We start from the raw sequence: 16,042 nt of genomic DNA on the forward strand, positions 1-16,042 counted from the left end.
TTTTGTGATTATACTGTGTCAGTGGTATTTAAAGGTGCGTTATGGACGCTGAGGAACTTTTAAAACAATATGCAAAAGGTCAACGGAAGTTTGATTCAGTAAATCTGAGAGGAGTAAATCTCAAAGGTGCAAATCTGAGTGGAATAGACCTAACAAGTGCAGATTTGACGGGAGCGGATTTAAATAATGCCAACATCAGTAAGGCATGTCTCAAAAGTACAAATCTCACCAGGGCTTCTCTAAAAAGTGCAAACTTAAGTGGTTTAGTGGAAAGTTCTCATTTAAATTTGAGTTGGGCAGACTTAGATAATGCCAATTTGAGTGATGCTACGCTAAAATCTGCCAATCTAACTGAAGCTTCTTTGAAAAAAACAAATCTCGTGAGAGCTAACCTTGGTAATGCAAATTTAAGTGGGGCTAACTTGTCTGAAGCTGATTTGAGTCAAGTAAACCTAATTCAGATACAACTCAAAGATACCAATTTGCAGGGAGCTAAAATTCGGGGTGTTAATTTATCTCAAAAGAATTTGTCTGGTATGAATTTGGCTGAGGCTGATCTAGGTGCAGCAAATCTCAGAGCTACAAGTTTCAGAAAAGCTTGTCTAAAAGAGACAAATTTAGAGAGAGCGGATTTACAACAAGCGGATTTAATGAAAGCAAATCTGAATGGAGTAAATCTTAGAAAAGCTGATTTAACTGGAGCAAATCTTTACGGAGCTAATCTTCAAGATGCAGACCTGACTGGTGCAATAATGCCAGATGGAGAAGTCTATAAACCGATCGCAGCTGAAGCGGAAATCGGTAAACAGGAAACATCGTTAGAGAAAGTAATATCTATGATCCGTAAAGTAATTAATACTGATAACGCACCCGCACCAGTCGGCCCTTATAATCAAGCGATCGCAGCTTCTGGTCAATTTGTATTCATCGCTGGACAAATTGCCATCGATCCCCGCCTTGGTGATGTCGTCTACACTGATGATGTCAAAAAGCAAACTGAGCAGGTTTTAGCTAATCTTGAAGCCATTCTCACAGCCGCTGGTGCGACTTTTCAAAATGTGGTGAAAACCACTGTATTTTTAGCTGACATGAATGATTTTGCGGCGGTGAATGCCATTTATGCTAAATATTTTCCGGAAGATACAGCCCCAGCGCGGGCTTGTGTCCAGGTATCGCGTTTACCTAAAGATGTGTTGGTAGAAATTGATGCGATCGCAGTGATTAGTGATTAGGAGGAACGTATCAATGAGCAAAATCTTAATGGTTACATTAGTTTGAGTTATCATGATTTGAAAAATTAGAACTTCAACAGCAGAGTTGGGAATTGGCAATTGCAAGTATTTTGAGTGTTTCCATCTAATGAATGCGATCGCTTCTATAACTTTGGGAATACTGAAACTAAGTATCCTAAGGGAGTATTAAAAATGCCCGAAAATCGTATCAGTGCCAACTTAGCCCCAGCAGACAAAGAAGCAGTCATGCAGGCGATCGCTACAATTAGAGAAAAGTTACCGTTTTTGGTTGATTTGACCACCGAAGAACGGCGAACAATGTTGAAGATGGGAGATAAAAGTCGGGCTTTTGTAAGCAAAGCCTTAGAAGTGGCGACACAGAACCCTAACTTTTTGCCCCGTTCTTTTGATTTAGAAGAGATGCGCCGAGATTTAACGCTGTTTGAGGCCTTGTATCCCGTGCTTTTATCTCTAACGCAACTGCAAGAATTGGTGGATGATACCTGTATAGCCTCTGCTAGTGAAGCCTATGCAGCAGCATTAGCAGTTTATAGCTATGCCAAAGCTAGTGGTGATGTCACAGGTTTAGATGGAGTAATTGATGAGATGGGACGCAGGTTTAACCGCCGTTCTAAGAAAAAGCAACCCGAAGTCCCAGTTAGCTAAACCTTAAAACCGCCAATTATACCAGTTATCAATTTGATAAAATACACGTCATTTGTAGGGGCATAACAATGTTATGCCCTTTTCGCATCTTAAATCTAAAGATTTTTAAAACCCGCGCAGGCGGGTTTTGTCTGTATAGCCGCGACTTCTAGTCGCCAAGGCATTTTTGAGCCTCAGAAGGTCAACATCGAGCTTCAGAAGGTCAACATTGAGCCTCAGAAGGTCAACATCGAGCCTCAGAAGGTCAACATTGAGCCTCAGAAGGTCAACATTGAGCTTCAAAAGGTCAACATTGAGCCTCAGAAGGTCAACATCGAGCCTCAGAAGGTCAACATCGAGCCTCAGAAGGTCAACATTGAGCCTCAGAAGGTCAACATCGAGCTTCAAAAGGTCAACATTGAGCTTAAATCAAGGTTACACGTAAAAATTACCTAAATAACATTTAGTAAATTCTGAAATACAGCGTGGGCATTGAGTAGTTATTCTGTAAGCATTAACACCTCAAAATTAAATCTGGTCATGAACCCACAAAACAAGCCCAAGAGTCTACAAGATATTCTTAAGCAGCGCCAGCAATCAGGTTTTGTGGATCGTGAAGACCAGGTAAACCAATTTTGCCAAAATCTAGATTTACCGTTAGAAGATGATCACCGTCATTTTTTATATAACATTTGGGGTGAAGACGGGGTTGGTAAAAGCACACTTGTACGACAGTTTCGCAAAATTGCTGAAGAAGCAAAAAATATTACGGCTTATATAGATGAAGCTGAAAAAACTGTACCAGAAGTTATGGGTCGTCTAGCTGAAGACTTGGAACGGCAAGGTCACAAACTAACGCAGTTTACAGAATGCTACAAAGTTTACCGTCAAAAGCGCCAAGAATTAGAAACTGATCCAGAAGCTCCTCAAGGCTTTTCGGCTTTTGTAGGCAAAACTGTAGTTAAAACTGGTGTGCGTCTGGCGCGTCGAGTTCCCGTTGGCGGTGCTGTCTTTGACTTTGTAGATGAGGATGCTTTGGCTACTCAAGCCGGAGAATGGGCATCTTATGTTGCAAAGAAAATAACAAATAAAGATGAAGTGCTATTAGTTCAAGAACCTGTAGAAATCCTAACCCCGCTATTTTTGCAAGATATTTTTAAAATTGCTAAAGAAACTGCTGTTGTTTTGTTTTTTGATACCTATGAACGCACTGGGGAATTCCTAGATAACTGGCTACGAGAAGTTTTGGAGGGTCGCCACGGTGAAGTGTCTCTCAATATATTGATAACCATTGCCGGTCGCCAGGAATTAGATAAAAATCATTGGGCACCTTACGAGGGGTTAATTGTTCGTTTCCCTCTGGAAGCCTTTACAGAACAAGAAGCCCAACAATATCTAACTCGCAAAGGCATTACAGACAATCGCATTATTGAAGTGATTTTGCGCCTTTCTGGAAATTTGCCGTTGCTGATGGGAATGCTAGCAGATGCTCATCCCAATGACCCTAACCAAGTAGTTGAGGCTAGCAGCAATGCTGTAGAACGCTTTTTAAAATGGATTGATGACCCCAAGCGGCGACAAATTGCTCTCGATGCTGCCATTCCTCGGTGCTTGAATCGAGATGTTATAGCCAAATTAAGAGGAGAACAAGAAGCTGATGAGCTATTTACTTGGCTGAAAGAAACATCCTTTGTCAACGAACGCTCTGATGGCTGGGCTTATCATGATGTTGTTAAAACCCAAATGTTACGCCACAAGCGCCTTTCATCTCCGCAAGGTTGGGCTGACATACATGGTAAGTTAGCAGACTATTATGACAGCCTGCGGAACGATCTGCAATTGGACGAAGAGAATAAACAGCGCGATCCTAGCTGGCAAAGTTATACATTAAACGTGTCATACCACAATTTATGTCAGTCACCGCAAAGGAATTTATCTGTATCTCTCAATGAATTTCTTGCTGCACTCAAAAATCAACGCAAATTTGCCCAACAATATGCAGAAACAATGCTTCAGGCTGGTAAAGATGCGGATTCTGCTGAAGTTCAGCGTTGGGGTGAGCAACTAGCTAATGGGTTAAAAGCTTATGAGGAGAAGCTTTATCAAGTTACATTAGAAATGTTTACCGCAGTCCTACAAAATTCTAGGATTGAAGTTAAATGGCAACCAATTGCTCTAGGTTGGCGCGGTCAAACTTACCGCTTAATGAAGCGTTACCCAGAAGCCTTACAAGATATTGACCGCGCAATTGAACTTAACCCCAAACTTGACTGGGCGATCGCACGTCGCGGTGAAACTTATCGCTCAATGAAGCGTTATCCAGAAGCCCTACAAGACTTTGACCGCGCAATTGAGCTTAACCCCAAATATGACTGGGCGATCGCACTTCGCGGTCTAACTTTCTGCTTAATGGAGCGTTACCCAGAAGCCCTAGAAGATATTGACCGCGCAATTGAACTTAACCCCAAATTTGACTGGTCGATTGCACATCGCGGTCTAACTTATCACTCAATGAAGCGTTACCTAGAAGCCTTACAAGATTTTGACCGCGCGATTGAACTTAACCCCAAACTTGACTGGGCGATCGCACATCGTGGTGAAACTTATCGCTTAATGAAGCGTTACCCAGAAGCCCTAGAAGATTTTGACCGCGCGATTGAACTTAACCCCAAACTTAACTGGGTGATCGCAAGTCGCGGTCAAACTTACCTGATGCTAAAGCTATACAATGAGGCTCTTGCAGATTTCAACCGCGCTATTGACTTAGATTCTGACAGTAATTGGAGATTGTATAATCGTGCTTTAGCCTACCAAGCCCTCAACCAACCAGATAAAGCATGGGCTGACCTAGCACTTGCCATCAAGCTTGCTAAACAGCATTACGAAAAAGATGCTAAAGACTGGTCTAATACTTTTAACTTAGCCCTTTACTATTTAGCTGCTCAATATCATCAACCAGCAGAGCGGTTATATCTCCATGTTTTATCTCAAGGTGCTTCCTCAGAATCTATTCGTGAAGCTATCCAAGACCTAAATGACTTTTTAACCGTGTTCCCTGACCATATGCAGGCTACATCCATACGACGGTTGTTGCAGTCTTCTCTAACTTAGGTCATGTAATTTCCAACCTACCCGCCAAGAAGCGCGTAAGTCCCAGGAACTATTCAAATCCCTAACCAAAGGTGTGATAGATGGGGTCTTAGGTAAGTGGGAAGAGGTAGCCAAAGATGCAGTGGAAGATACAGCAGGACTAGGTTTAGCAGCACACCAGAGGAAGTTGCTTGGTTACTAATTTACCGTTCTTTGGTAGAAGCAATAGTTAGTTTGGTAAAAGGAAATCAAGATCACCTGGTTTGAAAAATCAAACCAGGTGATCTTGAGCTATTATGCGATCGCCTCAACGATTCCCTAGAAAGTATAGAATTGCCTACTAGATACTTTCGATGCGTTACGCTCCTGCTAGCGCACTCTATCAAACCAGCGATCGCTCAAGGTAATTGCATAAAAATATTAAGTGATCGCCTTTACAACTGTGCCTTTCTAATCAGAGGCTGTAGGCGATCGCTCAATGTAATTCTGTATAAATATAGCGCTTGCAGCTTGCGTCAAATATAAGCAATGCCTATGGCGGGCTACGCCTACGTAATGCTGTGCCGCTAGCGTGTATAGGGCGCTCTAAGAGGGAAAATTCAAAGTCTCTCCTTTTAGGAGAGAGAAATAGAAGTGAGGTTTTCCACATCTTGTGAAAAGTCAAGTCTAAATCCACTCAAATCCCTGTGCAGCTAAAAATTCTTTAGCTGGTTCCAAAATATCTTTGCTTAAAATCAGCGTGACTTTTGGGGAATTAAGATACAAACGAAAACGCTTAATAATAAATAGTTCGTTAGCAGGTTCAATTTTTTTAATAGCACTCCAGGGAATCAACAACGGCGTAAGTCCAAAGCTAAACAAGAAAATACTCAGATAAATCCCTTGAGGAGTTGTACCAACATTTAAAGTTCCTTTGTAGTACACCAAACCCACAGAACCGCTTTCCATTCGGGAGAAGTTTTGTGGCGGCGCTTCTTTGGTGCGGTAGAGTTTAGCAAGGCGATTCCAGTCATGACGGAATAGAAAAATCATCACTATCGTGGAAAATGTAAAAAAAACGATGTATATCCACTGAGGGGTATGTGGCATTTGTTTTTAAGTCACTGATGATTGACGCTTCCACTGTAAGCGATGTCTAACGACAAGCCTCTGTGCGTCTACGGACTCACCAATCAACCACGTTCCCTTGAATCTTTACAAATTATGGAAGCATCCCGGTTAAAAATTGCTCAATAAAGACTCTATTAACTCAAAAAACTGGCCTTAATTAAAGCCAGTTTTTTGATTTTATTGCAAACTTTTAGCAAAGTTTACAGCCGAGTATCAATGGAACACACTTGAAAAGCTATTATTAAACCTTCTTATTAAAATGTCAAGATTTCACCATTTATTTCAGGAAAGCTTGCCATTGCGTATCACCACTTCCCTTAAATTCTCAGGCTGTGCTGACATGTTGTCACCAAAATACTGATTCATCAGTGCAGGGACAAGTGAAGCTTGAATTCGGCTATGGCGCGTTTTATCCGGCATAACTAGATTAGGCCCAGCTTTACAGTTCTTCATACAACCAGTGCCCTTGATTGTAACTTGGTCTTCTAAACCGCGATCGCTTAAAGCCGCCTCCAACGCTTGACAAAGTGCTTTGCCACCGCGTTTTATACAATCAGACTTTTGACACACCAAAATCGTAGCTTTAGTCTTAACTGGTTTTGCCTTGGCATTATCAATTAATGGGGGTTCTTGTACTGGAGTAGGCGTTTCAACTCTCCCCATCTCAGAACGCACCGCCATCACCCGTTCAGCTTTCAGTATAACCGTGCCATCCTTTAAATCATGCATTTTGTAACCAACAACTTGCAGCCAAGTCCCTGGTGGTAAGCGCAAGTCAAAAGCAGCCCGTAAATGTTTAGCAAGTTTAATATAAAATTCACCCTCATGAGTCGCCAGCAGTAAGCCTTTGAGCTTATAGCCATCTTTAATAACAAAATTTATAAATCTACCTTCAAGACAAAATTCTGATACTTCCATTTTGTGAGATCCACCCATTTTTTTGACCTCCTTTTAACTAATACAAGCTACTAAGTGAGATATTTTCAGCAGCAGCTAAAGATTATAACTGTTAGTAGCGACTTTGCCAGCAGTACTCAAGAGTCCAAATCTGGTCTTGACGGGAAGCTGTTAATTGCCGTATCACACTCCAAAGTTGAACAGCTGCTATAGGAGAGCCAATTTCAACTTTCAATGGCTGGTTAGCCGTACAACTACAGGGAATGTCTAATTCCTTTAGGCGTTGATAGACTTGCCAGCGATCTGCCCAATTCACCTCTACAAGGTGCTTTATTTCTATTTCTGAACTAAACGATTTCAAGAGAATTGCCCTCAAGTGCAACAAACTTGCAGTAACTACCGTGATTTAACTCCCGGCTTTTTAAAAGTCTTAGGAGTGTAATCTCTTAAAACAGCATACCTTAAGTGCAAAGAATTCTCAGTAATTTTGAAAAAAAAATCAAATTTTTACAGCGATCGCATATTCAAAAGGGGATAAGGCAGATCGGGAAGACAAGGAGGATAAGGTAAAATTTTCTCTCACTGCTCATCTCTGAGACAATGCATATTTAAATTCAAATGTCAATAATAATGATAAATACATGCAACTTGATAAGGGTGCCATCATCCAGCAAACAATAAACTTGAGACTTTTAGTAGGCAAAAATACAAAACCTTGTAATGGCAAATCGGCTTGTTATTATTATTAAAATGTTAATATGTAAGGAATAAGCAGTTGAAACCTATAACTGCTAAAGAGCGAGGAGAACAATGTCTGAAACGCAAACTTTGTTACGGAATTTTGGTCATGTATATGACAATCCTGTGTTGCTGGATCACAGCGTAACTGCTCCAGTTACAGAAGGATTCAACGTTGTATTAGCCAGTTTCCAGGCACTATACTTGCAGTACCAAAAGCATCATTTTGTAGTTGAAGGCTCAGAATTTTACTCTCTGCATGAGTTCTTTAACGAAAGCTACAACCAAGTACAAGATCACATCCATGAAATTGGAGAACGCTTGGATGGACTAGGTGGTGTGCCAGTAGCTACCTTCAGCAAATTAGCAGAATTAACCTGTTTTGAGCAAGAATCTGAGGGCGTATATTCCTCTCGCCAAATGGTGGAAAATGACCTGGCCGCAGAACAAGCCGTTCTGGGCGTGATTCGTCGTCAAGCTGCTCAGGCAGAGAGTTTAGGCGATCGGGGTACACGCTATTTATACGAAAAGATTTTGTTGAAAACAGAGGAACGTGCATATCATTTGTCTCACTTCCTCGCCAAAGACAGCTTGACCTTAGGGTTTGTCCAAGCTGCTCAAAGCTAAAACTCTCATCATCTAGATTTGTCTACCTAGACTGAAAGAAAAAGTTGGCACCACTAACTCTTAAAATATTATAAAAAATGGCAGAGAATGATATCTTTATCTCTCTGCCATTTTTTAATCTAAGTAAATATATTCACATAATATTTAACGTTGAAAATATTTAGCAATTAGCAAGTTAATAAATATTTTTAGCTAAGAAATTTATTTGTACTGAATAATTAGATACATATATGCCAGAATAAATCACCATCTATTACAAAGTCTTACAAAATTAAATAACAAAGATTCGCAAAAGCTTTAAAAATTTGAGCATCAGAATTAAATAAAATTAGGAATACAAAATAATCGTTGGGCATTGGCAAACCCCTTTAAAACCTCGTTTCCAATTAGAGGCTGGAAATGTTCCTCATTGCAGCTCTGCCGCGAGTAAGGGAGGCAGAGCCTCAATCAAGGGCATTCCCAGTCAAAGACTGGGAACGAGGTAATCCCCCATTCCCCACTCTCCTCTCTGTAATCAAACTTAGAAAACTTAATAATAAAAAGGACGATAGAGGGTAAAGACCCTTAAAATAATCAGGATTTGTATTCTCGTATTCCAAGGCAACGACTATGCCCCGCCGTGACGACCTCCGGAAGATTCTACTGTTAGGCTCTGGTCCAATTGTGATCGGACAAGCCTGTGAGTTTGACTACTCTGGCACTCAAGCCTGCAAAGCGCTGCGAGAAGAAGGCTATGAAGTGGTTTTGGTCAACTCCAACCCTGCAACGATTATGACCGACCCGGAAACAGCCGATCGCACTTACATTGAGCCGCTGACACCGGAATTGGTCGAAAAAGTCATCGAGAAAGAACGCCCTGATGCTCTCTTGCCAACGATGGGAGGACAAACCGCCCTCAACCTCGCCGTTGCTTTAGCCAAAAATGGGGTGTTGGAAAAGTACAGCGTTGAGTTAATCGGCGCTAAACTACCAGCCATTGAAAAAGCCGAAGATCGAAAACTTTTTGGTCAAGCAATGGCAAGGATTGGGGTAGCCGTGTGTCCCAGCGACACAGCCGAATCTTTGGAAGAAGCCAAAGCTGTTGCCCGTCAAATTGGTACTTATCCCCTAATTATTCGTCCAGCTTTCACAATGGGTGGAAGTGGCGGCGGCATTGCCTACAACCAAGAAGAATTTGAAGAAATGGCACAGGTAGGTATAGATGCCAGCCCGGTTTCGCAAATTCTCATTGACCAGTCTTTACTCGGCTGGAAAGAATACGAACTCGAAGTGATGCGTGACTTAGCAGATAACGTGGTGATTATCTGCTCCATCGAAAACCTTGATCCTATGGGCATCCACACAGGAGACTCGATTACCGTCGCTCCCGCGCAAACCCTCACTGATAAAGAATATCAAAGGCTGCGGGATATGGCAATTAAAATCATCCGCGAGATCGGTGTAGAAACTGGCGGTTCAAATATCCAGTTTGCCGTCAATCCAGTTACAGGGGATGTGGTTGTAATTGAGATGAACCCCCGTGTTTCCCGCAGTTCGGCTTTGTCTTCCAAAGCCACGGGTTTCCCGATCGCCAAAATGGCAGCAAAATTGGCTGTGGGCTACACCCTGGATGAAATTAAAAATGACATCACCAAGAAAACTCCCGCATCCTTTGAGCCGACAATTGACTATGTGGTGACAAAAATCCCCCGCTTCGCCTTTGAAAAGTTCCCCGGTTCGGAACCAGTGCTGACAACTCAAATGAAGTCTGTCGGGGAAGCAATGGCAATTGGGCGGACGTTCAACGAATCTTTCCAAAAGGCGCTGCGATCGCTAGAAACAGGACGTGCTGGTTGGGGTTGCGACAAAGCCGAGAAATTACCCAGTGGTGAACAAATTCGCGCCCAATTGCGGACACCTAACCCCGATCGCATTTTCTCCGTGCGCCATGCCTTGCAGCAAGGGATGACTATTGAGGAAATCTACGAACTCACTGGTATTGACCGATGGTTCTTGGATAAATTGCAGCAACTGTTAGATGTGGAGAAATTCCTGAAGCGGACACCTTTGCAGCAATTGACAAAAGAGCAACTTTATGAGGTGAAGCGGGACGGATATAGCGATCGCCAGATTGCCTATGCCACCAAAACTACCGAAGATGAAGTTCGCGCCTACCGCAAACAACTAGAAATTATCCCAGTTTACAAAACAGTGGATACCTGCGCCGCTGAGTTTGAAGCGTTTACCCCTTACTACTATTCTACCTACGAAGAAGAAACAGAGGTCTTACCAGCAACCAAGCCAAAAGTGTTGATTTTGGGTGGTGGCCCCAACCGCATTGGGCAGGGAATTGAGTTTGATTATTGTTGTTGTCACGCCGCCTATGCTTTGAAGGAAGGGGGGTATGAGACGATTATGGTCAACTCTAACCCAGAGACAGTTTCGACAGACTATGATACCAGCGATCGCCTTTACTTTGAGCCGTTAACAAAAGAAGATGTTCTTAACATTATCGAAACTGAAAATCCAGTTGGGGTAATTATCCAGTTTGGCGGACAAACACCGCTGAAGTTGGCTCTCCCGTTACAAGAGTTTCTTAGCAATGATACCTCAGAACTGATTACTAAAATTTGGGGTACATCACCAGATTCCATCGACATGGCAGAGAACCGGGAGCGGTTTGAAAAGATTCTTCAACAATTGAATATTGCCCAACCGCCTAATGGGATTGCGCGGAGTTACGAAGATGCGCTGATTGTCGCCAAACGCATTGGCTATCCAGTGGTGGTGCGTCCCAGCTATGTGTTAGGGGGACGGGCAATGGAAATCGTTTATTCTGATGCCGAGTTGGAACGCTACATGACCTTTGCGGTACTAGTGGAACCAGAACATCCGATTTTGATTGATAAGTTTTTGGAAAACGCGATTGAAGTGGATGTAGATGCGATCGCCGATCACACAGGACGGGTAGTGATTGGTGGCATCATGGAACACATCGAACAAGCGGGGATTCACTCAGGAGATTCCGCTTGTTCTTTACCTTCCATTTCCCTATCACCAGCAGTTCTCAATCAAATTCGCACTTGGACGGTGCAGCTAGCACAAGCGCTGTCAGTCGTGGGGTTGATGAATATTCAATTTGCCGTTGTGGGCGCAAGTAGTTATTCTCCCCAAGTTTACATTTTGGAAGCCAACCCCCGTGCCTCCCGCACAGTCCCATTTGTTTCTAAAGCGACGGGTGTACAATTGGCGAAACTAGCATCCTTAATTATGTCGGGTAAAACCTTAGAGGAGCTAGGCTTCACCGAGGAAATCATTCCCACACATATTGCTGTAAAAGAAGCAGTATTACCCTTTAATAAATTCCCAGGAACTGATACAATATTGGGCCCAGAAATGCGATCTACTGGTGAGGTGATGGGGATTGACAGCGACTTTGGCCGGGCCTTTGCCAAAGCGGAAATGGGTGCTGGGGAGCGTTTACCACTGACGGGAACTGTATTTGTATCAATGAGCGATCGCGATAAAGCGTCTGCCGGTGCTGTGGTGAAGGAATTTATCGATTTGGGCTTTAGAGTGATGGCTACTCTTGGTACACGCCGAGTTCTTCTCGAACAAGGATTAAATATTGAATTAGTGTTAAAACTCCATGAAGGTCGTCCCCACGTCCTAGATGCAATCAAAAACCAGAAAATCCAACTTATTATCAATACACCCTCAGGGGAAGAAGCCCAGACTGATGCTAGGTTAATCCGCCGCACAGCTTTAGCTTACAAAATTCCCATCATTACTACCATCGCCGGCGCAAAAGCTACTGTCGCCGCCATCCATTCTTTACAAAATACGACTTTGGATGTAAAAACCATTCAAGAGTACTGCCCGATTACCAGGGAGTAGGAAGTGGGGGGAAAAGAGGGGAAAGAAGTAATTTTAATTCTCCCCCTTGCCCCCAGCAAGAACTGTCCCTCTGCCTCTTGTGCCCAATCTCCAAGAAAATTAAGTAATTGTTATAAGAGAATGACTATAGTTCTCATTAGAGATACCTTAACAAATATGAGGAAGCTTATGTCAACCAAATAATTTCTTAAATTGACTTCTAGTCAGCCTTGAGAGAAAGCACAATATTGGATGAACTGGAACAACCAGGAAATTTAATGTCGGCATATAGCCAAAATATTCTCATAAATGTTACAATTGTTAATGAGGTTTCTATAGAAAAATGTTTAAGAAGTTACCTTTTATCTAACTGTAGATACTTGTGAGAACTAGGAAATAACTGTAACTTTTAGCAGTTAAGAAGCCTAAATTTGATTATTATGAGCGCTACGTATTTATCGGGCGCGTAAATTGCAAACCATAGTATGGGTTCCCAGTCTGACTGGGTAGCACCCTAATAAAGCATCTATCCCTTAATGACCCTACCGTCAAACCCATCATTACCAAAGAGTAGCGCCATGAAGACCGCTCAGACAGCCACAGACCTCGTGCGGACTTACCTGCGTGAGATTGGCCGTGTGCCACTCTTAACCCACGAGGAAGAGATTTTCTATGGGAAACAGGTGCAACGTTCCTGCGCTTTGCACGACTCAAGAGAATCTCTTGCCACGCAGTTAGGTCGTCAACCGACTTTAGAAGAGTGGGCCAAAGCGACAAAGTTAGAACCAGCAGATTTGAACGAAGTGATCGCTGATGGTGAAATTGCCAAGCGTAAGATGGTAGAAGCCAATTTGCGGCTGGTAGTCTCTGTTGCCAAAAAGTACATAAAACGCAATGTCGATTTACTGGACTTGATCCAAGAAGGTAGTATTGGTATGCAACGGGGTGTAGAAAAGTTTGACCCTACCAAAGGGTACAGGTTTTCTACCTATGCCTATTGGTGGATTCGGCAAGCGATCACCCGTGCAATAGCCGAAAAAGCTCGTACCATTCGGCTGCCTATCCATATCACTGAAAAATTAAATAAAATTAAAAAGGCACAGCGCCAATTGTCTCAAAAGTTGGGACGCGCTCCGACAGCTGGTGAGCTAGCTCATGAATTAGAATTGACTCCCAAACAAGTGCGAGAGTATCTAGAAAAGGCGCGTTTGCCCCTTTCTTTGGATTTACGGCTGGGTGATAATTATGACACAGAACTCGGAGAAATGCTAGAAGATCCAGGAGCATCTCCAGAAGAGTTTGTCATGCAATCTTCCCTATCTTATGATTTAGATCGCCTGATGGGCGACCTCACGTCACAGCAGAGGGAAGTGATCACGCTGCGCTTTGGCTTAACTGATGGGCAAGCGCTGACTCTGGCTAGAATCGGTGAAATACTGAATATCAGCCGGGAACGAGTCCGGCAAATTGAGCGGGAAGCCTTAACCAAACTTCGCAAGTCTAAAGCCAACATGGATGAATATTTGGCAAGTTAGGGGAAAGTTAGGAGTTATGAGTTTTTAATTAACTCTTCACTCCTGACTTTATTTATTAGGGTGAGAAAATACGCTGATTTTGGTACGGTTACACCTACTTCGACTCTTACGTTAGGCTGTTAAATTAGTTGGCAGGAAGACAAAATAGCTAGCTAAGTCAAATCCAAAACAGGCATTTAATATTCAAATCACAAGCACCGCAGCCAGCAGTGGTAGTTAAGGAGCTAAAAAATGAATAACCCGTCCAATCGTGTCTCAGAATTTTTCAATAGCGAATCAGAAACTAGCGATTTACTATGGCAGTACGTTAAATCTTTGAATCCGGAAACAGTTACCCAACTATCCAAACCCACATCTGCCGAAGTGTTTCAGGTAATGGAACGGAATATTACAGGACTATTGGGTAATCTACCCTCAGAACATTTTGGCATCAGCGTAACCACCAGTCGGGAAAGTCTGGGTAGGCTTCTGGCTTCTGCGATGATTAGTGGTTATTTCTTGCGTAACGCTGAACAGAGAATGAATTTTGAAATCGCCCTACAAGGGACTCAAAGCAATAACAGCGAAGTTGACTAGAAAGATAAAATTTGGGAAATTCAATATTGTTAGGCTGATAGCTACTCACAGTCACGGCGATCCAAATTAAACATAAACCTCTGCAAAATCTTCGCCGCTAATTCCCAGTCATGCATCAGCTAAATTTTTTAAATATCCAAAAATAGTGACAAATTAGGGTTGAAATTTAAATGCATAGACGCTTGCCTTCCGACGGTTAGGAGTGCAGAGGTTGGCATAGAGTAACGCGGAGTTTTTGAATTTGGTTATTTATGAACTTCTGTAAGTTGTTGATTAGTTCAACTAGAGGCGTATTGCTAAATGATTAATACACATTTGTGGATAAACTAAAAGCGGTAGACGACCTTCGTAATAAATCAAAACTCGGTAGAATTTAAACCAATCTGCCGAGTTTTTTGATTAGAAGTTAGTATCTCTTATCATCTAATACGCTTCGGTTAAAGCTAAAACTCTGTGATAAAAGTCAATTTTTTAACGAACCATTTACACTTACTTAAGCTATTCAAAATCTACACCAGATTTTCCGAGGTCTTAATATTTTTGTCTTTTCTAATAATTATTAATATTACCTTTGTACGGATATGAATAGTACATGGATTTATCGTTAGCAAAAGTAGTTCCTTATCTCCCCAATCAATTATGAGTGAAACCAGTTTTTTGCCACCCCATAAAATTATTGGTGTTGCAGTAATTTGGAATGACCAAAAGCAAATTTTAATCGATCGCCGTCGTCCAGAAGGAGTGATGGGTGGTTTGTGGGAATTTCCTGGTGGTAAAATTGAGCCTGGTGAAACTATCAGCGAGTGTATTCAACGGGAAATTTCCGAAGAACTGGGAATAGTAATTGAAGTGGGAGAGCATCTGATTACTATCGACCACAGTTATACAAACTTGCGTGTTACCCTCACAGTACATCACTGCCGCCATGTTACAGGTGTTCCCCAACCTTTGGAATCCGATGAAATTCGCTGGGTAACTTTGGAAGAACTGGAGCAGTTTACTTTTCCTAAAGCAAATACTCAAATTATTGCTGCCTTAAAAGGGACTGGGGACTAGGGGGTGGGGAGTAAGCGGGGGAGCAGGGGGAGAAGACTATTAGATTATTGCCTAATGCCCAATACTTCTCTACGAGAGGCTGCGCGAACGCTCGGTACAAGTGTCCAATGCCCAATGCCTAATACCGTAACAATCTATTAATTGCATCAGGTTGAGTCCCGCAATTTTCTACAATAGGCGCAGGGACTTTGATTAAAGGTGTCAGCAAACAAATGCCTAAAACCGTTGCCGATGTGATGAGCCGCGATCCAGTTGTCGTTCGGACAGAAACTCCACTCAACGAAGCTATCCAAATTCTTGCAGAACGCCACTTTAGCGGATTACCTGTTGTGGATGATGTCGGTAAATTGGTGGGCATTATTTCGGAAACCGATTTAATGTGGCAAGAAACTGGTGTTACTCCACCTGCCTACATTATGTTTCTTGATAGCGTTATCTATTTAAAAAATCCTGCTACATATGAACGTGACTTGCACAAGGCACTAGGGCAAACCGTTGGGGAGGTGATGAGTAAAAACCCGATCGCTATTTCCCCTGATAAAACTTTAAGGGAAGCCGCTACAATCATGCACGATCGCAGTGTTCACCGATTACCAGTACTTGAGGGCGCGGGTGAAGTAATCGGTATCCTCACTCGTGGTGATATTATTCGGGCAATGGCAGCAAGTCAAGATTAGTCAG

13 protein-coding genes are annotated in these 16,042 nt (G+C 42.5%); 9 read left to right on the forward strand and 4 right to left on the reverse strand.

The window, feature by feature from the left end:
* Positions 1-41 precede the first annotated feature (41 nt).
* Together V7K21_RS28570 and V7K21_RS28575 are read left to right on the forward strand one after the other, a co-directional pair.
* On the forward strand, positions 42-1,232 hold the full coding sequence (locus V7K21_RS28570) for a Rid family detoxifying hydrolase (RefSeq protein WP_335179183.1): 1,191 nt from the start codon (positions 42-44) through the stop codon (positions 1,230-1,232).
* A gap of 192 nt (positions 1,233-1,424) precedes the next feature.
* Positions 1,425-1,898: a hypothetical protein gene (locus V7K21_RS28575; protein ID WP_335179185.1), complete on the forward strand. Its 474-nt coding sequence runs from the start codon at positions 1,425-1,427 to the stop codon at positions 1,896-1,898.
* Between the two features lie 105 nt (positions 1,899-2,003).
* Here the strand turns inward: V7K21_RS28575 and V7K21_RS28580 are convergent, their stop codons facing one another.
* Complete coding sequence (locus tag V7K21_RS28580; RefSeq protein WP_335179188.1) at positions 2,004-2,285, reverse strand: hypothetical protein; 282 nt, start codon at positions 2,283-2,285, stop codon at positions 2,004-2,006.
* Positions 2,286-2,417: 132 nt separating this feature from the next.
* On the opposite strand from V7K21_RS28580, the gene V7K21_RS28585 reads away from it, so the two are divergent.
* Positions 2,418-4,988, forward strand: a complete 2,571-nt coding sequence (locus V7K21_RS28585) for a tetratricopeptide repeat protein (RefSeq protein ID WP_335179190.1) — start codon at positions 2,418-2,420, stop codon at positions 4,986-4,988.
* A 645-nt stretch (positions 4,989-5,633) separates the two neighbouring features.
* Here the strand turns inward: V7K21_RS28585 and V7K21_RS28590 are convergent.
* The 3 genes from V7K21_RS28590 to V7K21_RS28600 form a co-directional block, all read right to left on the reverse strand.
* Entirely contained in the window at positions 5,634-6,056 is a 423-nt protein-coding gene (locus tag V7K21_RS28590; RefSeq protein WP_335179192.1) for a hypothetical protein, read from the reverse strand.
* 303 nt (positions 6,057-6,359) lie between these two features.
* Positions 6,360-7,013 (reverse strand): (2Fe-2S) ferredoxin domain-containing protein, encoded by a 654-nt coding sequence (locus V7K21_RS28595; protein ID WP_335179194.1) that lies wholly within the window; start codon positions 7,011-7,013, stop codon positions 6,360-6,362.
* Positions 7,014-7,086: 73 nt separating this feature from the next.
* Positions 7,087-7,335, reverse strand: coding sequence for an Asr1405/Asl0597 family protein (locus tag V7K21_RS28600; protein ID WP_298918066.1), 249 nt, complete (start codon positions 7,333-7,335; stop codon positions 7,087-7,089).
* Positions 7,336-7,784: 449 nt separating this feature from the next.
* Between V7K21_RS28600 and V7K21_RS28605 the strand changes: the two genes are divergently transcribed.
* From V7K21_RS28605 to V7K21_RS28630, 6 genes are all read left to right on the forward strand, one after another.
* Complete coding sequence (locus tag V7K21_RS28605) at positions 7,785-8,339, forward strand: Dps family protein (protein WP_335179196.1); 555 nt, start codon at positions 7,785-7,787, stop codon at positions 8,337-8,339.
* Positions 8,340-8,948: 609 nt separating this feature from the next.
* Positions 8,949-12,215, forward strand: coding sequence for a carbamoyl-phosphate synthase large subunit (carB, locus tag V7K21_RS28610; protein ID WP_335179198.1), 3,267 nt, complete (start codon positions 8,949-8,951; stop codon positions 12,213-12,215).
* Positions 12,216-12,772: 557 nt separating this feature from the next.
* Positions 12,773-13,729, forward strand: coding sequence for an RNA polymerase sigma factor, RpoD/SigA family (locus V7K21_RS28615; protein WP_335179200.1), 957 nt, complete (start codon positions 12,773-12,775; stop codon positions 13,727-13,729).
* 231 nt (positions 13,730-13,960) lie between these two features.
* Complete coding sequence (locus tag V7K21_RS28620) at positions 13,961-14,305, forward strand: DUF760 domain-containing protein (protein WP_335179202.1); 345 nt, start codon at positions 13,961-13,963, stop codon at positions 14,303-14,305.
* 639 nt (positions 14,306-14,944) lie between these two features.
* Positions 14,945-15,361 carry an 8-oxo-dGTP diphosphatase MutT gene (gene mutT, locus V7K21_RS28625; protein WP_335179204.1) on the forward strand — a complete coding sequence of 139 codons (417 nt, stop codon included), beginning with the start codon at positions 14,945-14,947 and terminating at the stop codon, positions 15,359-15,361.
* Positions 15,362-15,573: 212 nt separating this feature from the next.
* Positions 15,574-16,038, forward strand: coding sequence for a CBS domain-containing protein (locus V7K21_RS28630; RefSeq protein WP_335131165.1), 465 nt, complete (start codon positions 15,574-15,576; stop codon positions 16,036-16,038).
* Positions 16,039-16,042 lie beyond the last annotated feature (4 nt).

This window comes from Nostoc sp. (assembly GCF_036919595.1).
Lineage (GTDB): Bacteria > Cyanobacteriota > Cyanobacteriia > Cyanobacteriales > Nostocaceae > Nostoc.